This is a genomic window from Pseudomonadaceae bacterium SI-3, assembly GCA_004010935.1.
In the GTDB taxonomy this organism is placed as follows: Bacteria; Pseudomonadota; Gammaproteobacteria; order Pseudomonadales; family Pseudomonadaceae; genus Stutzerimonas.
This window is the reverse complement of sequence record CP026511.1, coordinates 1,810,041-1,830,344: the sequence shown is the minus strand read 5'-3', so window position 1 is coordinate 1,830,344 and position 20,304 is coordinate 1,810,041. Positions and strand designations below refer to the sequence as shown.

Here is a 20,304-nt window from a genome sequence, read left to right as displayed (position 1 = left end):
AGTCAGGCATGAATCGAAGGAATTTATCCTTCGCGCGACTGGAAACTGCGTTTTGCGAGTTTGCACGCCTTGGGTCAATAACATGCTGCCGCGTCTTTTTCTGGCCGTCTTCCTATTCTGTCTGACCGCTCAGGCATCGGCCTTTGAGCCCGTGCCTGTGGATTCACAGCATTTTCGCCAAGCACTGGGCAGCTCAAGTTACTTTCTGAGAGACCCTGCCGCCGAACTGAGCGTGGCCGAGGTGTTCGCGCTACCCGAAAAAACCTTCGAGCCAGTATCAGGCGTACACCCCAATAAGGGGAAGAACGATTCGGTCTGGTGGTTCCGTGTCGAGCTGGACAACCAACTCCACGACCCTCTCGGCGGCTTCGTAGAAATCAACTACCCGCTGCTTGACGATATCCAGCTGTATCTCCGTCACCCGGACGGTCGTATCAGCCGACAGCACTCGGGGGACAACCATCCGTTCAGTGAGCGCTCGGTCAGGGTCAGCAACTTCTTGTTTCCAGTAGAGCTCGCGCCCGGCACCTCGACCTTGCTGTTGCGTGTGCAAAGCACCAGCACCCTGTACGTCCCGCTGTATTTCAGCACCTACGCCGCTAACGCCGAAGCAACCGAAGACTCGATGGGCTTGGCCGGGGCCTTCTATGGCGTGCTGTTTGCGATGTTCTGCTACAACTTCTTCCTGTTCCTCTCGCTGCGTGAGCCAGCGTATTTTTGGTATCTGATCTACAACCTCAACGTGGGCCTGTTCGCACTCAGCTTCGATGGCTTGCTGGTCAAATGGCTGAACGATGCAGGCGACGTGGTCGCGTTAGGCATCTACGCGCTGATGTTCAGCCATTGCCTGGTGTCGGTCCAATTCAGCCGCCATTTTCTGCATACCCGAGAGTACTTCCCGCGCCTGGACTTCGCCCTGCGTGTGGTGCTGATCCTGTCGATGGGTGCGCTGCTGTCCGGATTCGTTCTGGAAACGCAGGTCTGGAGCGTGCTCGCCAGTGTAATGGTCATCGGCTCTTCGATCGGCCTGTTGCTGACTGGCGCTTTCGTCTGGAGCCGCGGCGTGCGCTATGGCCTTTATTACACGCTGGCCTGGGGCGTCCTGCTGGCGACGTTCGTCATCGTCACAGCTGGTTCACTGGGCTTCAACCTGTTGGGCCTGTATGGCGCGTCGATTGTCAAAGTTGGCATCGCCTTCGAGTTGATCACGCTGTCGATCGGGCTCGCCGACCGTATCAACCTGCTTAAGGAAGAAGGCTTCCGTTCGCGCCAGGCAGCCGAGCGGGCAGAAAGCGAGAACCAGGCAAAAAGTCGCTTTCTGGCAAAAATGAGCCACGAGATCCGCACGCCATTGAACGGCGTACTGGGCATGCTGCAATTGCTGCGTGAGACCCCGCTGGATCGTAACCAGCGCTTCTACCTCGATACGGTTGCCAGCTCCAGCAACTCGCTGATGACGGTCATCAACGACATCCTCGACTACGCAAGGATCGGCGCCGGCAAACTGGTCTTGGAGGACATCGAGTTCGACTTGGAAGCGCTGGCCTCCGAAACCATCAGCCTGTTCACAGCCCAAGCGCTGCAGAAGCAGCTGAACCTGCATCTCAGCCTTGCGCCCGGTGTGCCACGCCGTCTTCGCGGCGACCCGACCCGTCTCAAGCAAGTCCTGATGAACCTGCTGAGCAATTCGTTGAAGTTCACCGAACAGGGTTGCGTGGTGCTGCAGGTCGTCTGTCAGGGACCGGAGGGCGGCCGAAGCCTGGTCTTTACGATCACCGACAGCGGCATCGGCATGCGCGCCGAGGTGCTGGCCCAGCTGTTCGAGTCCTTCGCACAAGGTGATTCCAGTACAACCCGACGCTACGGTGGCAGCGGCCTGGGCTTGGTCATCAGCAAGGAACTGGTGGAAATGATGGGCGGCCAGATCGAAGTGCAGAGCACGCCTGGCCAGGGCAGCCAATTCAGCTTCGACATTCCGCTGCGGGAGGCGAGCGATAACTCTGACCCACTCACGACCTTGCTCGAAGGCCGAACCGCCGTGATCGCGTCTCGGGATATCTGTGCACTGGATGCGATGGGCAATCTGCTCCACCGTTGGGGCATGCGAATCGTCCGTTGCGAGGAGCCGCAACGACTGCGCCGCTACCTCGACGATCAGGCTTCAGCCCCGCTGCTGGTGATCATGGCACCCTGGCCTGGCAAACCACAGGCATGGCTCAACGCCGTGGCCGACCAGCTCGAACCAAATCAACGCGTAATGCTGCTCTACCCGCCACAAAGCGAGCCCTCACCTGCGTCGTCATCGTTGCACCTGGCAAGCCTGCCGTTGCCCCTGTTGCTCGGCCCCTTGCGCGAAGCACTGCATCGCCTCTATCAGGGAACCCGAACGCCTAATGGCGCTGCGATGGTGGCCGCCGACAGCCTGACAGGCCGCAAGCCGCTCATCCTAGTAGTCGAGGACAACCCGGTCAGCCAGATGGTCGTGTCCAGCCTGCTGCGCAAACGCGGCTATGAGGTCATGGTTGCTGAAAACGGGCACAGGGCAATCAGTGCGTACAGCGAGAACCCGGCCGCTGTGCAGCTGATTTTGATGGACTGCGAGATGCCGGAAATGGACGGATTCGAGGCCAGCCGACAGATCCGCCGACTCGAAGCGCAATTGCAGTTGCGACCCGTGCCGATCATCGCACTGACCGCCCATGTGCTCGAGGAGCATCGCCGCGCTGGCAGCGAGGCCGGCATGGACGATTTCATTGGCAAGCCATTGGACAGCGAGCAGCTGTATGCTTACCTGGATCGGTTCCTCAACGCGCCGATTAGCGAACCCGACCTGCACCATCCCACTTGATCCGACGCCGATGCTCATCCCTTACGACCAGCTCGAACCTGACACCCTGACCCGCCTCATCGAAGACTTCGTGACCCGCGAGGGCACCGATAATGGCGACGAGACGCCGCAGGAAACCCGCGTCGAGCGGGTACGCCAGGCACTGCGCAAAGGCACCGCGGTCATCGTGTTCGATGTTGATCATCAGCAGTGCCAGCTCGCGCTCAGGCGCGAGGTACCGAAGGAATGGCTGGAAGACTAGATTTCAGCTGAATACCCCGCCGTCACGCTCCCAGGCACAGCGCATACGCAAATCGCGCTGATGGGGGCTGTGCGAACCGCTTTCGGTTTCCCAGCGGAAGGTATGAATGCCGTTGAGTTCGGTCTCTAGGTGAACCACCGCGCTGGTCCAGTAGAGTTCGTTCAGCAGTGCCTCGAAGTGACGCACCCAGAGCGCCCATTCATATTCGACCGCGCGGTAGCTGGCGCCGAAGTGAATGATCTGGGTCTGATACACGCCTTCATCCATGCAGCAGGAAAACATTTCTCTTCCGAGAAAAGGCCAACCCTCACCTTGCGGCAAGCTGTACAGCGCACGGCGGTTGACTGCACGGCGCAGCCGACACTGCTCGGGGTCGGTCGAAGGCCAGTCACGAATGCTGCCGTAGACGATGGATTCCGGCTCCACAGGAACACTCCAGGCGAAAGTCCGACATGTTCGACCAATTCCGCTCGGCCTTCCAGCGCCCCGTGCGGACATGGCCCGCACGCGAGTCGCAGAGGTGACGCAGACCACAACCTAGGGTAATAGCGGCACCTTTAGGGCGTCGTCGCAGCAGACAGATCTCGGCGGGGCGCCAGCCGCAAGGCAAGCAGCGACATTGCCGCTGACATGGTCGCGAGTACGAGGAAAGGTTCACGGTAATCACCGGCGATATCGCGGCCCAACCCGGTCAGCACCGGCGTGAAACAGGCCAGGCAGTAACCGGTGCAAAGCATCATCGCCGTCAGGCGGCTAACCGCAAGCGGTGAGTTCGCTTCGTACATCGGCAATACCAGTGACATCGAAAAGGTCCCGTTCAGAGCCACGCCCAGCAGCATGCAGACCAGCAAAGGATTGACCTGAGGAAGCCAGGCAATGACCAGCAGACACACCGTCGCCAGTACGCCGCAGCAAGCCATCAGCAGGTGCCGCCGACCGAAGCGCTGCGCCAGCCAAGGCATGATGAACGCGCTGGGTAAACCGATCAGCATGAAGCCACTGAAAAATGCATTGCTCTGCAGCAGGCTGAAGCCGACCTCGTGGTAACGCGCCACCAGCCAAGTCGCCAGTGCGTAGAACAGACCGGCCTGCAAGGCGAAATAGATGCTCACCAACCAGGCGCGTGGCTCACGCCACGGCAGTCCGGCGCGGCTCTCGACTGACGGCTCCGACTGGTTCGGCAGGCGCCACCAGATCAACAGCGCCAGCATCGCGGGAATAGCCCACAACGCCAGCCCCCAGGTCCAGCGCTGGCCCAGCAGTTCGGCCGCCGGTGCGGTAAGCACCACGCCGATGGTGCCGCCAACAGCCATGCTCAACGAATAGTAAGCGGCAGTCTTACCCATCTGCTCGAGGAAATAACGCTTGATGAAGCCTGACAACAGCGGCCCGGCGACCGCGATTCCGGCACCGACCATGGCCGCCGTGCCAATCAACACTGGCGCGCTTTTACCGAACAGACGCAGTAATAGCGCCAGGCCGATCAAGCCAAGGCACAGGCTGATGGTGCGCTCCAGTCCGAACCGCACCGCCAGACGTGGCGCCAACGGCGCGAGCAACCCCATCAGCAGCACCGGCAAGGCGGTAGTAAGGCTAATAACGCTGCGGCTGAGACTGAGCTCCTCGGCGATGCGTTCGATCAGGGGTGCGAACGAGGTAATACCGGGCCGAAGATTGATCGCGGCCAGCACTAGAGCCAGCATGAGCAGCCAGCGAGACGGATTTTTCACAGTGAGTCCAGAGGCAGACTAGGTAGGACCGGCAACCCTACTCTCGCCCCTGGATCAGGACAAGCAAAACGGACCGACTGGTCAGGTTTTGCTTTTGCTACGTTTCTTTTCTGCCAGCAGCGCCATCTCGTCATAGATAGCCTGAGGGTTGTGCTGCTTGATTTTCCAAGCCGCCCGGCCTTCGTCATGCGGCAGGATCATAAACACGCCTTCGGCAACCTGACGGTAGATGTAGTCGGCGATGTCGGCAGCGGAAATAGGCGACGCTTCGAGCAGCTTGCTGATCTGCGCTTTCATGTTGGGCGTCGGCCCACGATAGGAATCCATCAGATTGGTCTGGAAGAACGACGGACAGACCACATGAACCCCGACTTCCTGCTGCTTCAGCTCCACCAGCAGGCTTTCGGACAACGCCACTACGCCGGCCTTGGCCACGTTGTAGTTGCTCATTCCTGGCGCTTGCATCAGAGCCGCCATGGACGCGATGTTAATGATCTTGCCCTGGCTCTTCTGCACCAATGGCAGGAACGCCTTGCAGCCCTTGACCACGCCCATCAGGTTGATCGCGATCTGCCAGTCCCAGTCCTCCAGCGACAGTTCTTCGAAAAAGCCACCCGAAGCGACGCCGGCGTTGTTAACCACTACATCGATGCCGCCGAAATTGCTCTCGCAAGCCTGTGCCAGCGCTGTCAGCTGACTGTAGTCGCGCACGTCACAGCGTTGAGTGAAACCATCGCCGCCCGCCTCACGGACCATCTTCAGAGTTTCAGCCAGGCCGGCCTCGTTGACATCCGACAGTGCCAGCTGCCAACCCTCGCGCGCCCAGCGCAACGCAATTTCGCGACCCAGGCCAGAACCGGCCCCTGTGACCATCATCCGATTTTGCATCGTTTGTAACCTTTTGTTCGTGGAGTTGCCACGAGTCTAGCGAAAGCCGCTGCAGGCTCCGGCCTCTATCGAAATGCTGAATGACTGGCATACCTCGCACCCGATTGACCGGCCTCTGAGCCGCCCATAAACGGGTGAAGGCGCATAAAAAACAGCCCGAAGGCTGCTTTTTTTGGGTGACCTGTGAGGTCAGTGGGCGACCGCACCACTCGAGCCCAGACCGGTCTGCGAACGGATGAATTGCGGGAAGAAACGTGCGCGCTCTTCAGCAGCCGCTTTCGACTTGTCGGTAACCGAGAAGAACCATAGACCCGCGAACGACGCGATCATGGCGAACAGTGCCGGGTACTTGTACGGGAAGATGGCCTTCTCGAAGTGCAGCACATCGACCCATACCGTCGGGCTGAGAATGGTCAGCAGCAACGCCGTGCCCAGGCCCATCGCGCCACCGATCAGCGCACCGCGGGTAGTCAGGTTCTTCCAGTACATCGAAAGGAACAGAATCGGGAAGTTGCAGCTCGCGGCAACCGAGAATGCCAAGCCCACCATGAAGGCAATATTCTGGTTCTCGAAGGCCACACCAAGCAGGATGGCCAGCACGCCCAGGGCCAGCGTGGTGCGCTTGGTCACCTTCATCTCGTCCTCTTCCTTTGCCTTGCCCTTCATGATCACGCAGGCATAGAGGTCATGGGCGACAGCGGAAGCACCGGCCAGCGCCAGGCCCGAAACCACCGCGAGGATGGTGGCAAAGGCCACCGCGGAGATGAAGCCCAGGAACAGATTGCCGCCGACTGCGGAAGCCAGGTGGATGGCGACCATGTTGGTGCCGCCGACGATGGCGCCGGTGGCGTCCTTGAAGCTCGGGTTGGTGCTGACCAGCAGGATCGCGCCAAAACCGATAATGAACGTCAGGATATAGAAGTAGCCGATGAAGCCGGTCGCATAGAACACGCTCTTACGCGCTTCTTTGGCATCAGCAACGGTGAAGAAGCGCATCAGGATGTGCGGCAGGCCAGCCGTGCCGAACATCAATGCCAGCCCCAGCGAGATCGCGGAAATCGGGTCGGAAACCAGGCCGCCCGGGCTCATGATCGCCTGATGGCTCGGATGCAGCGCCACCGCCTCGGAGAACAGACGGCTGAAATCGAAGCCGACGTTGTACATCACCATGACCGCCATGAAGGTTGCGCCAGACAGCAGCAGCACAGCCTTGATGATCTGCACCCAGGTGGTCGCCAGCATGCCGCCGAACATCACGTACATGACCATCAACACACCAACCATCACCACCGCGACCAGATAGTCCAGGCCGAACAGCAGCTGGATCAGCTTGCCCGCCCCGACCATCTGCGCGATCAGATAGAAGGCCACCACGATCAGCGAACCACATGCAGAAAGGATACGGATCTGAGTTTGTCCCAGGCGGTAGGAGGCTACGTCGGAGAAGGTAAATTTACCCAAGTTGCGCAGTCGCTCGGCCATCAGAAACAGAATGATCGGCCAGCCCACCAAGAAGCCGATCGAATAGATCAAGCCGTCGTAGCCGCTGGTGAAGACCAGCGCGGATATTCCGAGGAACGAGGCAGCCGACATAAAGTCACCCGCGATCGCCAGGCCGTTCTGGAAACCCGTGATGCTGCCGCCAGCGGTGTAGTAATCGGAAGTCGAGGTGTTGCGCTTGGCCGCCCACTTGGTGATACCCATCGTGAACACGATGAATACGATGAACATCGAAATGGCGGTCCAGTTGGTGGCCTGTTTCTGTACATCGCCGGTCAGGGCGTCAGCAAACAGCGCCGGAGCAACTGCCATCAGAGCAGCTGCAGTCAGCAGGCGAGCGAACATTATTTCTGGGCCTCGTCGAGAATGTCCTGGGTGATACGATCGAACTCGCCATTGGCGCGTTGCACGTAGATTCCGGTCAGCACGAACGACAGGAAAATCAGGCCCAGACCCGCCGGGATACCCCAGGTGGTGACGGAGCCAGTGCTCAGAGGTGTTCCCAGCACCGCAGGGTCAAACGCGATGACAAGAATAAATGCGAAGTAAGCGGTCAGCATGATGGTCGCCAGCATCCAGGCGAAACGACCACGCTTGGCAACCAGGTCGTGGAATCGTGGATCAGCATTGATCTGCTGAATAACTGTCTCGTTGTTCATTGGGGTCTCCACACGGTCTCTGCCCACACATGAAGGCAGGGCGGCTACTTTAGGGCCGGCCCGTGTTAAAGCCACTCGACCATGGTCTTGTTTTTATTTCGCTAGAGGCCCATGCCAGACGCGTTGGTGCCGATCAGGTCTACGCAAACAGAAGGTTATAGTGCTGGCCTATCTGATCCATCGAACACGGCGATTTCCTACGCTCCTCAGCCATGAGCACACTTCACAGCAACAGAGAATAATTCTCGATCGCTGCGGAGAATCGACCATGACCAAGACCGTTACCTTTACCCTGATGCACTTTTGCATCGCGTTCTCGGTCACCTACGCCTTGACCGGCAGCGCAGCGGCCGGTGGCTTGGTTGCCGCTATCGAGCCCCTGTGCAACTCGGTGGGCTTTTACTTTCACGAGAAGGTCTGGCAGCGTCTGGACAAGCGTCAGGCTGTCGAGAGGCACATTCCCGCTCACGCCTGGCTACATCACCAGGCGTAAGCGCTACCGCTCTCATCCAGCGCTACAGCTGCAATCCCACGAAGCACCTGTGCCGTTAAGAAGCGTCCCGGCAGCCTTGCGCAATGACTCTCGACTCAAACGTCTTGCGCCTACCGAGGGTTGACCAACCGGTCACTAATCCACACCAGCCAGTTCGCAACCGGCTTTTTGCTATCACCGCTTAAAAGCGACGCAACCTGCCGGCTTAATTGCGGTCAATGCTTAGCGAAACGACATAGGGCGGCCAATTCCAGGCATCATCCGAGCGCGAAAATGCATGGTCACCGCGATCAGGCCAACTCGCTGCCGACACGCCAACCGGTGTCGCAATCATCGTCAAGTGCACCGAACGGACCACGGCCCCGCCGCCGGCCCCTGAAAACTGAATATCAACCAGCCAAACCCCACGTAGTCACCGGAGATCACCTCATATGCGATTGCTGCTGTGCCTGAGCGCACTGCTTGCACTGGTCGTTACGCCTGCCCACGCGGCAGACATCAGCGTCGAGCAATATGGCTATCCCTTAAGCAACCCATTCGAGGCGACGATAGCCACGACACCGGCGCCATTTCGCGTCGACTTGCCTGAAGATGACGACATTGATCAGGCAGACTACAGCCTGCGGCTACGTCCCGAGCGGGAGTTCACCCTGCCTGATAACTTCTGGGCGGTAAAACGACTCACATATCGGCTAGCAAAACAGCCTGGTCCAGCTCCGCTGATGTTCATCATCTCTGGCACGGGTGCGAGCTACTCAGCCGGCAAGACCGAGTCGCTGAAGCGGTTGTTCTACGGGGCCGGCTATCACGTGGTGCAACTGTCCTCTCCCACCAGCTTCGACTTCATCGCCGCTGCCTCGCGCTACGCAACGCCAGGCTACAGCCCGGGTGACGCCAAAGACCTCTATCGGGTAATGCAAGCCGTTCGCGCGCAGCAGCATGAGCTGCCGGTCACTGAGTTCAACCTGGTCGGTTATAGCCTGGGCGCGCTTAATGCTGCATTCGTCAGCAAGCTCGACGAGACGCGACAGAGTTTCAATTTCAAGCGCGTGCTGATGATCAACCCCCCGGTGAACCTCTACACATCGATCAGCAACCTCGACAAGCTGGTGCAGACACAGGTCGATGCCATCGACAGCACCACTACCTTTTACGAAGTCGTCCTGGAAAAGCTCACTCGGTACTACCGCCAGCAAGGCACGATCAACCTTGACGAGGCGATGCTTTTCGATTTCCAGCAATCGGCGCTGCGACTTACTGACGAGCAGATGGCCATGTTGATCGGCTCGGTTTTCCGCTTCTCGGCGGCCGATATTGCCTTCACCTCCGACCTGATCAACCGACGCGGCCTGATCGTGCCACCGAAATACCCAATCGATGAAGGCACCAGTCTCGAGCCGTTCTTCCGCCGCGCGCTGCTCTGTGATTTCGATTGCTATATCACCGAGCAGCTGATTCCCATGTGGCGCGCGCAGCAGGACGGCGGCAGCATGGCGCAACTGGTGCAACAGGTGAGCCTGTATGCGCTCGAGGATTACATGCGCAACAGTCCGAAAATCGCCGTCATGCATAACGCCGACGACATCATTCTCGGCGCTGGAGATCTGGGGTTCCTTCGTCGCACCTTCGGTGATCGCATGACGCTCTATCCTCGCGGTGGCCACTGCGGCAACCTCACCTACCGGGTCAACGCCCACGATATGTTGGAGTTCTTCCGTGGTTAATCGCGCTTTGCTTGCCGTCATGCTGCTAATCAGCAGCGTGACCCATGCCCAGACGGGGACTGTCGATGAGGATGGTTTCACCCATCCGCTGCGTAACCTGGAGTTCAACCCCGGCCTCGACCAGCGCGAATTTGAACGCGCCACCTTCGACGCGCTGAACATTTACGACCCCTGGGAGTCGCTGAACCGGCGCATGTACTACTTCAACTACCGCCTGGATCAGTTTGTGATGTTGCCTGCCGTCCGCGGGTACCGTTATGTCACGCCCAAGATCGTGAGGACCGGCGTCAGCAATTTCTTCGATAACCTCGGTGAAATCCCGACGCTTTTTAACAGCATCGCGCAACTTAAGGGCGAGCGAGCCATGACCACGACTGCGCGCCTGCTGTTCAACACGATTCTCGGCGTCGGTGGTGTGTGGGACCCTGCAACGCGTATGGGCTTGCCCCGCTACAATGAGGATTTCGGCCAAACCCTCGGTTTCTATGGCGTACCTCACGGCCCGTATCTGATCCTGCCCGCACTCGGCCCGTCGAACCTGCGGGACACCGCTGGCCAGGCAGTGGATTTTGGCGTTGAGCGACAGGTCGACTACTTCAGCTATGCCGAAGCCAGCGGTGGTGAATTCGGTCTCACCGCGCTGCGATTGATCGATATCCGTCACACGACGCCCCTGCGCTACGGTCAACTCAATTCGCCGTTCGAATACGAGAAGGTCCGCTACGTCTACACCCGCGCGCGGGAGCTACAGATCGAGGAATGATCGACTGAATCGATACGAAAGGTTCTAATTTCGCGCAAATGCATCGAGCCGCTGGTCGTAGTCTTAGCCCATCTGTTCTAGGAGCGATGCTATGACCAAGCGTGAAATCCTTTCTGTCAGCACCGGCCGCGTCACCTCCGATGGCGCCGGCGTCAGCCTGACAAGGCTGTTCGGCGGCGCCGCGCCGGAGCGCTTCGATCCCTTTCTGATGCTCGATGAGTTCGGCTCGGAAAACCCGGACGAGTACATCGCCGGTTTCCCGGCGCATCCGCACCGTGGCTTCGAGACCATCACTTACATGCTTGAAGGTCGCATGCGCCACGAGGATCATCTCGGCAATGTCGGCCTGCTCGAGAGCGGGGGTGTGCAGTGGATGACCGCCGCACGCGGCGTCATTCACAGCGAGATGCCTCAGCAAGAACACGGCGCAATGCGCGGGTTTCAGCTGTGGCTCAACCTGCCGGCGAAAAACAAGCTGGACGAACCGAGCTACCGCGACTTCTCTCCCGCCGAAATCCCCCGAATAACCCTGCCGAGCGGTGTCGAAGCAGTGGTGATTGCCGGCCAGCTCTGCGCCGAAGGCGTCACACAAGCCGGCGCTGTGCAACGCCCGGATACCGAGCCGCAGCTGTTCGATCTTTGCCTTCCAGCCGGCACGCGGCTGACGCCGCAGCTGTCCGACGGGCAGCGAGTCATTTTGTATGTGTTTGACGGCGAGCTGATGGTGGGTGGGCAACGCCTTGCAAAGAATCAGCTCGCCCGACTCTCCGACCTGGGTGAACTGGAGCTTTCAACCAGCAGCGGCGCCCGCGTCCTTTTTCTGGCAGGCCGCCCGATCAACGAGCCGATTGTCCAGTACGGCCCGTTCGTGATGAACAGCCGCGAAGAGATCGAGCAGGCGCTGCGTGATTTCCGCGACGGGGTGTTTACAGGCTGACCGGCTTCTTCGGGCGCTTGCGGTACAGACTCGACTCCCCCTCCGGTCGGGTCTTGAAGCGCCGGTGAGCCCACAGGTACTGCTCAGGGTGCTGCCTGACTGCGTCTTCTATCCACTCGTTGATGCGGCGACAATCAGCCTCCTCGCTTTCGCCGGGGAAATCGTCCAATGGCGGATGCACCACCAGGCTGTAGCCTTTTCCCTCAGGCAGGCGTTCCAGCGTGTAAGGGATCACCCTAGCCCGACCCAGGCGTGCGAACTTGGTCGTTGCGGTCACGGTTGCCGCCTGAATGCCGAACCAGGGTACGAAGATGCTTTGCTTGCGGCCGTAATCCTGATCTGGCGCATACCAGATTGCCCGGCCCGCACGCAGAACCTTGAGCATGGCACGCACATCTTCACGCTCTATCGCTGTCGCATCCAGGTTGTGCCGCTCCCGGCCACGCCGCTGCACGTAATCGAACACCGGATTCTTGTGCTCACGGTACATTCCATCGATGGTGTGCCACTGGCCGAGCAGCGCTCCGCCGATTTCCAACGTGGTGAAATGCAGCGTCATCAGGATCACGCCCTGCCCTTCTGCCTGCGCCTGCTGCAGATGCTCAAGCCCTTGGATTTGCGCCAGTCGCTGCAAACGCGACTTGGGCCACCACCAGCTCATGGCCATTTCGAAGAAGGCAATCCCGGTCGATACAAAGTTCTCGCGCAGCAGTCGTTCACGCTCCTTTTCGCTCAACTCCGGAAAGCACAGCTGCAGGTTGCGCCGGGCGATCTGCCGTCTCGAGCGGGCAACCCGATACATAACTGCGCCCAGTCCACGCCCCAGCAACAGCAGAATCCGATAGGGCAATTGCACCACCAGCCACAGTAGACCGAGGCCAAGCCACAGCAACCAGAAACGAGGATGAAGAAATGATGCGCGAAAACGAGGACGATCCATTGGCAGTCCAAACCGATAAAAGCGCGCATTCTAGCGATAAATCACCCGCCAATGCGGCAGCGTTGCGATGCACGGCACCCGTCCGACAGTGTGGGCGAGACTTGCAGGCGGCAGTTCGCCCCGCTATAAGTCCTCGCCATTTACCGCAGCAGGCAGACCATGAGCCAAGCCGATCTTACCGACCAAGCCCCCGTATTCCAGCTCAAAGGCAGCATGCTCGCCATCACCGTGCTGGAGCTGACACAGAACGACCTGCAGCGCCTGGATCAGCAGCTCGCCGTCAAGGTCGAACAGGCCCCGGACTTCTTTAACAACACGCCGCTGGTGCTAGCGCTGGACAAGCTTCCCAGCGATTGCAACCTCGACCTGCCTGCCCTTATCGCGCTCTGCCGAAAGCACGGCCTGCGTACCCTTGCGTTGCGTTCAGCCGACCCGCAAATCGTCGACGCCGCCGGCCGGCTCGATTTGCCCGTGCTACCGCCGTCGGGCGCTCGTGAACGCAAGCTTGACGTCACCAGCAAGGCCCCAAGCGAACCCGCCAAACCGGCAGAGCCCGCCTACCGCCCCACCCGCGTGATCACCACCCCCATCCGCGGCGGCCAGCAGGTCTATGCCCAGGGTGGCGATCTGATCGTGCTGGCCGCGGTGAGCCCCGGCGCGGAACTTCTCGCCGATGGGAACATCCATGTGTACGGCCCGCTGCGCGGGCGTGCGCTGGCAGGCATCAAGGGCGATGCCAATGCACGTATTTTCTGTCAGCAGCTAGCTGCTGAAATGGTCTCGATTGCCGGGCATTACAAGGTCGCCGAAGACCTTAGACGCGACCCTTTGTGGGCCGAAGCCGTGCAAATGAAGCTATCCGGCGACGTGTTGAACATCACCCGCCTTTAACGGATACTGCCGCGAATTTTCAAGCACCAAAACGGGCGCACTGTAAGCCGACTCGGCTACGGTCCCGACTTCATATTTAGGGTGAATCACCTTGGCCAAGATCCTCGTAGTCACTTCCGGCAAGGGTGGCGTCGGTAAAACCACTTCCAGCGCCGCCATCGGTACCGGCCTCGCCTTGCGCGGCCACAAGACCGTCATCGTCGACTTCGACGTCGGTCTGCGTAACCTGGACCTGATCATGGGCTGCGAGCGTCGCGTGGTGTATGACTTCGTCAATGTCATTCAGGGCGATGCCACCCTGACCCAGGCACTGATCAAGGACAAGCGTCTCGAAAACCTCTACGTCCTCGCGGCCAGCCAGACCCGCGACAAGGATGCGCTGACGCTTGAAGGCGTCGGAAAGGTCATCGACGAATTGGCCAAGACCTTCGAGTTCGTCATCTGCGACTCGCCGGCCGGCATCGAGAAAGGCGCGCACCTGGCCATGTATTTCGCCGACGAAGCCATCGTCGTAACCAATCCGGAAGTCTCCTCTGTTCGCGACTCGGACCGCATGCTGGGCCTGCTGGCAAGCAAATCCCGTCGCGCCGAAAACGGCGATGAGCCGATCAAGGAACATCTGCTGTTGACCCGCTATAACCCCGAGCGGGTGGTCAAGGGCGAAATGCTCGGTGTCGAGGACGTCGAGGAAATCCTGTCGATTCGTCTGCTCGGCGTCATCCCAGAATCCCAAGCCGTACTAAAAGCCTCCAACCAGGGCGTGCCGGTCATCCTCGATGACCAGAGCGACGCCGGCCAGGCCTACAGCGACGCCGTGGATCGACTGCTGGGCAAGGAAGTGAACCATCGCTTCCTCGACGTGAAGAAGCAGGGCTTCCTGCAACGCTTGTTTGGAGGCCGCGAATGAACCTTCTCGACTTCTTTCGTGAACGCAAGAAGAAGGAAACGCCAGCCAACATCGCCAAGGAACGTCTGCAGATCATCGTCGCGCATGAGCGCGGCCAGCGCACCCAGCCGGACTACCTGCCGGCGCTGCAGAAAGAGCTGGTCGAGGTGATTCGCAAGTACGTCAACATCGACAGCGATCAGGTTCAGGTAGCCCTGGAAGATCAGGGCAGCTGTTCGATCCTTGAGCTGAACATCACCTTGCCCGATCGTTGATCGACCAGGTAGTCGCCAGCACCGTAGTGTAGCGACAGATTCATCGGCGACTTCGGTCGCCGATGTCGTTTGCGGAATTCGAAAATGCCCCTCAGTCACATCCAGTTCGTTCACCAAGATGCCGCTCTGCTGGTCATCAACAAGCCCACTCTCCTGTTGTCCGTACCCGGCCGCGCGGATGACAACAAGGACTGCCTGGTCACCCGCCTGCAGGAAAACGGCTATCCAGAGGCGCGCATCGTCCACCGGTTGGATTGGGAAACCTCAGGCCTGATCGTCCTGGCGCGTGACGCCGACAGCCACCGCGAGCTGTCGCGACAGTTCCACGACCGCGAGACGGAAAAAGCATACACCGCGTTGTGCTGGGGCGGGCCCGAGCAGGACAGTGGAAGCATTGAACTGCCGCTGCGCTATGACCCTCCAACCAAACCGCGGCATATCGTCGACCATGAACTGGGCAAGCATGCGCTGACGTATTGGCGAGTGCTGGAGCGCTGCGGTGATTACAGCCGGGTCGAGCTTACCCCGATCACCGGCCGCTCCCATCAGCTGCGTGTCCACATGCTCTCGATCGGCCATCCCCTCCTGGGTGATCGCCTCTATGCGCACGAACGGGCGCTCACCGCGTATGACCGGCTCTGCCTGCACGCCAGCATGCTTGTCCTGACCCATCCTCAAACTGGCGAACGTATGCGATTCGAGTGCCCGGCGCCGTTCTAAAAGGAGCCGCTACAGGCTGTGCGGCCTGTAGCTTGCACCTGATTCCGCGATAAACTCCGAGCCATTGCCGTCCGGAGCCAACCATGCACGAAGAACTCAACCAGGGTCTGATCGATTACCTCAAGGCCTCCCCTACCCCATTTCATGCCACTGCCAGCCTTGCCCATGCCCTGCAGGCCTCTGGCTACAAGCCCCTGGATGAAAGCGAGACTTGGCACACCGAACCAGGCGGTCGCTACTACGTCACCCGTAACGACTCCGCGATCGTCGCTTTCCAACTGGGTAGCCACTCGGTCATCGAACAGGGCATGCGCCTGGTCGGTGCGCACACCGACAGTCCCTGCCTGCGCGTCAAGCCGCAGCCCGAACTGCAGCGCCAGGGCTTCTGGCAGCTTGGCGTAGAAGTGTACGGCGGCGCGCTGCTCGCTCCGTGGTTCGACCGCGACTTGTCCTTGGCTGGACGCGTGACCTATAGCCGCGACGGTCGAATTGAAAGCCAGCTCATCGATTTCAAGCTGCCCATTGCGGTGATTCCAAGCCTTGCGATCCACCTCAATCGGGAAGCCAATCAGGGCTGGACAATCAACCCACAGATCGAACTGCCACCGATCCTGGCGCAAGTCGCCAGCGAAGACAGCCCAGATTTCAGAGCGCTGCTGGCGGACCAACTCAGCCGCGAGCATGGTCTGGTTGCGGACGTCGTACTCGATTTCGAGCTGAGTTTCTACGATACCCAGAGCGCTGCCGTGATCGGCCTGAATGGCGACTTTATCGCCGGAGCCCGCCTGGATAACCTGCTGTCTTGCTACGCAGGCCTACAGGCCCTATTGCGTGCGGGCACTGAGGAAACCTGTGTACTGGTCTGCACCGATCATGAGGAAGTCGGTTCTACGTCGATGTGCGGTGCGGACGGGCCTTTTCTCGAGCAAGTGTTGCGCCGCGTATTGCCTGAAGGCGAATCCTTCCAACGCAGCATCAACCGCTCACTGATGATCTCGGCCGATAATGCTCACGCGGTGCATCCTAACTACAGCGACAAGCATGACGGCAACCATGGCCCGAAACTCAATGCTGGGCCGGTGATCAAGGTCAACAGCAACCAGCGATACGCGACGAGTAGCGAAACCGCCGGCTTCTTTCGCCATCTCTGCCTGGAAAACGAAGTCTCGGTGCAGAGCTTCGTCACCCGCAGCGACATGGGCTGCGGCTCGACCATCGGCCCAATCACCGCCAGCCAGCTGGGCGTGCGCACGGTGGATATTGGCTTGCCGACCTTTGGTATGCACTCGATCCGCGAGCTGGCCGGCAGCCAGGATCTGGCGCATCTGGTGAAGGTACTCAGCGCATTCTATTCGAGCGCTGAGCTGCCTTAACTCTGGTCTCCAGGCGCATGCGCCTGGATTGTTTAGGCCAGACTGTCGTCGATAACCAACGCAACCTTCCCGGACACCTGGTTGCTTGCCAGGGCAGCAAATGCCGCTTCCACGTCTCGCGCCGGGAAACTGCGTTCCAATCGCGGCGAAAGAGTCTGGTTGGCGAAGAGCGGCCAGATTTTGTTCTGCATGTCAGCCAGCAAATCGGCTTTGTCATCAGCCCCGCGGCTACGCAACGTCGACCCGATCAGCTGGATTCGTTTAGCCAGCAGCAACCCCAGATCAACCTCGGCTTTGCGTCCGCCCATCAGGCCAATCATTACCCAACGTCCATCCGTCGCCAGGAGCTGGGTGTTGAGCGCTACATACTTCGCACCAACCGGATCGAGAATCAGCTCAAAGGGTCCGAAATCGCGAAGCGCTTCCAGTGATTCACCCCGGAGCACGCCGCCCTGGGCACCCAGCGACTCGCAATAGGCCAGACGATCGGCCGAACCGACGCTGACCCAGCATGGGTTGCCAAAGGCTTTGCACAACTGAATTGCAGCCGACCCCACACCACTGGCACCCGCGTGCAAGAGAACCTTCTCGCCGGGCTGCAGCACACCCAGGCGGAACAGATTGAGCCATGCCGTGGCATATACCTCGGGAATAACCGCGGCCTCTGTCAACGACAGGCCTTGCGGTACCGGAAGAACATGGCGGCTATCGACCACAATCTCCTCGGCCATGCCGCCACCCGCCAATAGAGCACATACACGGTCACCGATCTGGTAGGAAACCCCAGCCCCAACCTCGCTGATCACTCCGGAGCATTCCAGACCAAGGATATCGGTCACGCCGGGGGGCGGCGGATAGTGCCCCGCCCGTTGCAGCAAATCAGCACGGTTCAGGCCTGCAGCGGCTACTTGAATCCTGACCTCTCCATCACCGCACTTCGCCGCGGTACGCTCCACCCACTCCACCTGTCCGTCGACGCCTTGCAATGCCTTCATGCTGCCTCCATAGTGGTTCATACCTGCGCCCGCTAAACCGTGACTCCGGCAGTGCAGGCCGTTGATTGAGTTCTGCCGAGGCCACATAGCGATACGCCCGTCTAAAACCGTGGAATGCCTTTTCGGTATCCTCCGGTGCAGCGAACCGCTCTGCCCCTCGGTGAGATCTGAATCGCGGCGTGCCAGCCGCCAGATACCATCGGGCTGTGTTTTTCCCGCCGAGCGGATTCCGTCCCGGCGCCTGATTTGATGGCCTAATATGCGTTATTACTCAGCCTCGCGTCGCTCCTTTGATATGAAACGATCATTGACCGCAGTCTTTCTAGCCCTGCTGGTTGGCCTTCAGGCCACTGCCACCTTCGCCAAACCTGCCGACCCAAATGCATGGGACTACCTGCAGCCTGACCGTGACCAGGTGATTGCCAGCCTCAACGTAGTCGAGCTGCTCAAGCGCCACCACTACAACAAGCCACCGCTGAACGACGCCCGTTCGGCGAAGATCTTCGACAGCTACCTCGAGATGCTCGACCCTTCGCGCAGCTATTTCACTGCAGGGGACGTTGCCGAATTCGAAGTCTGGCGCAACCAGTTCGATGACTTCCTGAAGAACGGCAACCTTGAACCCGGGTTCATCATCTATAAGGTGCATCTGGAGCGACTGCAGAGCCGGCTGCAATATGCGCTGAGCCTGCTGGAGCAAGGCGTCGACAGCTTTGACTTCACGGTTGACGAGGAGCTGTTGATCGATCGCGAAAATGCAGCGCGTCCCGAGAACGAACAGGAACTGGATGACCTCTGGCGCAAGCGCGTAAAGGATGAGGTGCTGCGGTTGAAGATCGCCGGCAAGGAACCCAAGGCCATCGAGGAACTGCTCACCAAACGCTACAAGAATCAGCTGTCGCGCCTTGAGCAGACTCGCGGCGAAGACGTGTTCCAGACTTACATCAATGCCTTCGCGCAGTCCTACGATCCGCACACCCAGTATCTGTCTCCTGACAATGCGGAAAACTTCGATATCAACATGAGTCTTTCTCTGGAAGGTATCGGGGCTGTACTGCAGAGCGACAACGAGCACGTGAAGGTGGTGCGCCTGGTGCCGGCTGGCCCTGCCGAGAAGAGCAAGCAGATCGCGCCTGCCGATAAGATCGTCGGCGTTGGTCAGAGTAATGAAGAGATGGTCGATGTGATCGGCTGGCGGCTCGACGAAGTCGTCAAACTGATCCGCGGTCCCAAAGGATCAGTTGTCCGACTCGAAGTCATCCCGGCGAGCAACGCGCCAAACGACCAGAGCAGCAAAGTCGTCGCGATCACCCGCGAAGCGGTCAAGCTTGAGGAGCAGGCGGCGAAGAAGTCGGTGCTTAAACTCAATCAGGGCGGTCGTGACTATAAGCTCGGGGTCATTGAAATTCCGGCGTTCTATCTCGATTTCAAGGCCCTGCGTGCTGGCGACAAGGAATACAAGAGCACGACCCGAGATGTGAAAAAACTGCTCACGGAGCTGGAGAAGGAAAACGTCGATGGAGTCGTCATCGACTTGCGTAACAATGGCGGCGGTTCCCTTCAGGAAGCCACCGAGCTGACCGGCCTGTTCATCGATCAAGGCCCTACGGTCCTGGTCCGCAATAGTGATGGCCGCGTCGACGTTCTGGCTGACGAGCAGCAAGGCGCGTTTTATAAGGGGCCGCTGGCAGTGCTGGTTAACCGACTGTCCGCATCGGCCTCGGAGATCTTCGCCGGCGCCATGCAGGATTACCACCGGGCACTGATCGTCGGTGGACAGACATTCGGCAAAGGCACCGTACAAACTGTCCAACCGCTTAATCACGGTGAACTCAAGCTGACGCTCGCCAAGTTCTACCGAGTCTCCGGGCAAAGCACTCAGCATCAAGGCGTCATCCCGGACATCTCCTACCCCGCCGAGGTTGATACCAAGGAAATTGGCGAAAGCGCTCTGCCTGAAGCGATGCCATGGGACAGCATTCGCGCAGCAGTCAGCCCGGACATGAATCCGTTCAAGCCGTTCCTCGCCGAACTCAAGGCTCGCCATGAGGGGCGAACCAATGAGAATCCAGACTTTGTATTTACTCGGGATCGCCTCGCACTGACGCAGGAGCTTACTCACGAGACGACTATTAGTCTCAACGAGGAAAAGCGCCGGGCGCAGCAGGAGCGGATCGAGAAGCGTCAGCTGACACTGGAAAACACCTTGCGCAAGGCCAAGGGCGAAGAGCCGCTGGCCAAGCTCGAAAAAGAAGATGAGACGACACCGCACGTTGAAGATAAAAAAATCAAACCCGAGGACGATGCCTATCTGTCAGAAAGCGGCAGAATTCTGCTGGATTACCTGGGTTTGCAAGAGACGATGGCTAAGAACCAGCCTGTCGAGCGCTAAGCAACAGATGTCATCAAAATGACATCGTAGTGTCGTGAAATGCGAAGGG

General features: G+C 59.5%; 19 protein-coding genes. 12 read left to right on the top strand and 7 right to left on the bottom strand.

Annotation, left to right across the window (positions count from 1 at the left end; translation table 11 throughout):
• Positions 1-82 precede the first annotated feature (82 nt).
• Both C1896_08815 and C1896_08810 read left to right on the top strand, forming a co-directional pair.
• Positions 83-2,848, top strand: a complete 2,766-nt coding sequence (locus C1896_08815; protein AZZ45000.1) for a hybrid sensor histidine kinase/response regulator — start codon at positions 83-85, stop codon at positions 2,846-2,848.
• Between the two features lie 10 nt (positions 2,849-2,858).
• Positions 2,859-3,089, top strand: coding sequence for a hypothetical protein (locus tag C1896_08810; GenBank protein ID AZZ44999.1), 231 nt, complete (start codon positions 2,859-2,861; stop codon positions 3,087-3,089).
• A gap of 3 nt (positions 3,090-3,092) precedes the next feature.
• Here C1896_08810 and C1896_08805 read toward each other — a convergent pair whose 3' ends face one another.
• The 5 genes from C1896_08805 to C1896_08785 all read right to left on the bottom strand — a co-directional run bounded on the left by C1896_08805 (position 3,093) and on the right by C1896_08785 (position 7,866).
• On the bottom strand, positions 3,093-3,515 hold the full coding sequence (locus tag C1896_08805) for a hypothetical protein (protein ID AZZ44998.1): 423 nt from the start codon (positions 3,513-3,515) through the stop codon (positions 3,093-3,095).
• Between the two features lie 131 nt (positions 3,516-3,646).
• Entirely contained in the window at positions 3,647-4,792 is a 1,146-nt protein-coding gene (locus C1896_08800) for an MFS transporter (GenBank protein AZZ47586.1), read from the bottom strand.
• A gap of 108 nt (positions 4,793-4,900) precedes the next feature.
• Entirely contained in the window at positions 4,901-5,707 is an 807-nt protein-coding gene (locus C1896_08795) for a short chain dehydrogenase (GenBank protein ID AZZ44997.1), read from the bottom strand.
• A gap of 189 nt (positions 5,708-5,896) precedes the next feature.
• A complete protein-coding gene (actP, locus tag C1896_08790; protein AZZ44996.1) occupies positions 5,897-7,552 on the bottom strand; it encodes a cation acetate symporter in 1,656 nt (551 codons plus the stop codon).
• On the bottom strand, positions 7,552-7,866 hold the full coding sequence (locus C1896_08785; GenBank protein AZZ44995.1) for a DUF485 domain-containing protein: 315 nt from the start codon (positions 7,864-7,866) through the stop codon (positions 7,552-7,554). Before C1896_08785 ends, actP begins: the two co-directional genes overlap by 1 nt.
• Positions 7,867-8,134: 268 nt before the next feature.
• Here C1896_08785 and C1896_08780 point away from each other — a divergent pair, with 268 nt between their 5' ends.
• The 4 genes from C1896_08780 to C1896_08765 all read left to right on the top strand — a co-directional run bounded on the left by C1896_08780 (position 8,135) and on the right by C1896_08765 (position 11,783).
• Positions 8,135-8,359 (top strand): DUF2061 domain-containing protein, encoded by a 225-nt coding sequence (locus C1896_08780; protein ID AZZ44994.1) that lies wholly within the window; start codon positions 8,135-8,137, stop codon positions 8,357-8,359.
• 431 nt (positions 8,360-8,790) lie between these two features.
• Positions 8,791-10,083: a serine/threonine protein kinase gene (locus tag C1896_08775; protein AZZ44993.1), complete on the top strand. Its 1,293-nt coding sequence runs from the start codon at positions 8,791-8,793 to the stop codon at positions 10,081-10,083.
• A gap of 19 nt (positions 10,084-10,102) precedes the next feature.
• A complete protein-coding gene (locus C1896_08770; GenBank protein AZZ47585.1) occupies positions 10,103-10,846 on the top strand; it encodes a VacJ family lipoprotein in 744 nt (247 codons plus the stop codon).
• Positions 10,847-10,937: 91 nt separating this feature from the next.
• Positions 10,938-11,783 carry a quercetin 2,3-dioxygenase gene (locus tag C1896_08765; protein AZZ44992.1) on the top strand — a complete coding sequence of 282 codons (846 nt, stop codon included), beginning with the start codon at positions 10,938-10,940 and terminating at the stop codon, positions 11,781-11,783.
• Here C1896_08765 and C1896_08760 read toward each other — a convergent pair.
• On the bottom strand, positions 11,773-12,723 hold the full coding sequence (locus C1896_08760) for a lipid A biosynthesis lauroyl acyltransferase (GenBank protein ID AZZ44991.1): 951 nt from the start codon (positions 12,721-12,723) through the stop codon (positions 11,773-11,775). The two genes, C1896_08765 and C1896_08760, sit on opposite strands and share 11 nt — an antisense overlap.
• 159 nt (positions 12,724-12,882) lie before the next feature.
• On the opposite strand from C1896_08760, the gene C1896_08755 reads away from it, so the two are divergent.
• The 5 genes from C1896_08755 (at position 12,883) to C1896_08735 (ending at position 16,868) form a co-directional block, all read left to right on the top strand.
• On the top strand, positions 12,883-13,614 hold the full coding sequence (locus C1896_08755; protein ID AZZ44990.1) for a septum site-determining protein MinC: 732 nt from the start codon (positions 12,883-12,885) through the stop codon (positions 13,612-13,614).
• Between the two features lie 91 nt (positions 13,615-13,705).
• Positions 13,706-14,521, top strand: a complete 816-nt coding sequence (gene minD / locus C1896_08750) for a septum site-determining protein MinD (GenBank protein AZZ44989.1) — start codon at positions 13,706-13,708, stop codon at positions 14,519-14,521.
• On the top strand, positions 14,518-14,775 hold the full coding sequence (locus C1896_08745) for a cell division topological specificity factor MinE (protein AZZ44988.1): 258 nt from the start codon (positions 14,518-14,520) through the stop codon (positions 14,773-14,775). The genes minD and C1896_08745 overlap by 4 nt, the downstream gene beginning before the upstream one ends.
• Before the next feature lie 84 nt (positions 14,776-14,859).
• The gene (locus C1896_08740) at positions 14,860-15,495 is read left to right on the top strand and encodes an RNA pseudouridine synthase (GenBank protein AZZ44987.1); all 636 of its coding nucleotides are present in this window, start codon (positions 14,860-14,862) and stop codon (positions 15,493-15,495) included.
• An 83-nt stretch (positions 15,496-15,578) separates the two neighbouring features.
• A complete protein-coding gene (locus C1896_08735) occupies positions 15,579-16,868 on the top strand; it encodes a M18 family aminopeptidase (GenBank protein AZZ44986.1) in 1,290 nt (429 codons plus the stop codon).
• A gap of 32 nt (positions 16,869-16,900) precedes the next feature.
• Here C1896_08735 and C1896_08730 read toward each other — a convergent pair whose 3' ends face one another.
• Entirely contained in the window at positions 16,901-17,863 is a 963-nt protein-coding gene (locus C1896_08730; GenBank protein AZZ44985.1) for an NAD(P)H-quinone oxidoreductase, read from the bottom strand.
• Between the two features lie 295 nt (positions 17,864-18,158).
• Between C1896_08730 and C1896_08725 the strand changes: the two genes are divergently transcribed.
• Complete coding sequence (locus tag C1896_08725; GenBank protein AZZ47584.1) at positions 18,159-20,255, top strand: tail-specific protease; 2,097 nt, start codon at positions 18,159-18,161, stop codon at positions 20,253-20,255.
• The last annotated feature ends 49 nt before the right edge of the window (positions 20,256-20,304 follow it).

Bases quoted from the DNA above. Each gene is read 5' to 3' on its own strand.
- C1896_08815 (AZZ45000.1), top strand. From the start codon at position 83: ATGCTGCCGCGTCTTTTTCTGGCCGTCTTCCTATTCTGTCTGACCGCT.
- C1896_08810 (AZZ44999.1), top strand. From the start codon at position 2,859: ATGCTCATCCCTTACGACCAGCTCGAACCTGACACCCTGACCCGCCTC.
- C1896_08800 (AZZ47586.1), bottom strand. From the start codon at position 4,792: ATGCTGGCTCTAGTGCTGGCCGCGATCAATCTTCGGCCCGGTATTACC.
- C1896_08795 (AZZ44997.1), bottom strand. From the start codon at position 5,707: ATGCAAAATCGGATGATGGTCACAGGGGCCGGTTCTGGCCTGGGTCGC.
- actP (AZZ44996.1), bottom strand. From the start codon at position 7,552: ATGTTCGCTCGCCTGCTGACTGCAGCTGCTCTGATGGCAGTTGCTCCG.
- C1896_08785 (AZZ44995.1), bottom strand. From the start codon at position 7,866: ATGAACAACGAGACAGTTATTCAGCAGATCAATGCTGATCCACGATTC.
- C1896_08780 (AZZ44994.1), top strand. From the start codon at position 8,135: ATGACCAAGACCGTTACCTTTACCCTGATGCACTTTTGCATCGCGTTC.
- C1896_08775 (AZZ44993.1), top strand. From the start codon at position 8,791: ATGCGATTGCTGCTGTGCCTGAGCGCACTGCTTGCACTGGTCGTTACG.
- C1896_08770 (AZZ47585.1), top strand. From the start codon at position 10,103: ATGCTGCTAATCAGCAGCGTGACCCATGCCCAGACGGGGACTGTCGAT.
- C1896_08765 (AZZ44992.1), top strand. From the start codon at position 10,938: ATGACCAAGCGTGAAATCCTTTCTGTCAGCACCGGCCGCGTCACCTCC.
- C1896_08760 (AZZ44991.1), bottom strand. From the start codon at position 12,723: ATGGATCGTCCTCGTTTTCGCGCATCATTTCTTCATCCTCGTTTCTGG.
- C1896_08755 (AZZ44990.1), top strand. From the start codon at position 12,883: ATGAGCCAAGCCGATCTTACCGACCAAGCCCCCGTATTCCAGCTCAAA.
- C1896_08745 (AZZ44988.1), top strand. From the start codon at position 14,518: ATGAACCTTCTCGACTTCTTTCGTGAACGCAAGAAGAAGGAAACGCCA.
- C1896_08740 (AZZ44987.1), top strand. From the start codon at position 14,860: ATGCCCCTCAGTCACATCCAGTTCGTTCACCAAGATGCCGCTCTGCTG.
- C1896_08735 (AZZ44986.1), top strand. From the start codon at position 15,579: ATGCACGAAGAACTCAACCAGGGTCTGATCGATTACCTCAAGGCCTCC.
- C1896_08730 (AZZ44985.1), bottom strand. From the start codon at position 17,863: ATGAAGGCATTGCAAGGCGTCGACGGACAGGTGGAGTGGGTGGAGCGT.
- C1896_08725 (AZZ47584.1), top strand. From the start codon at position 18,159: ATGAAACGATCATTGACCGCAGTCTTTCTAGCCCTGCTGGTTGGCCTT.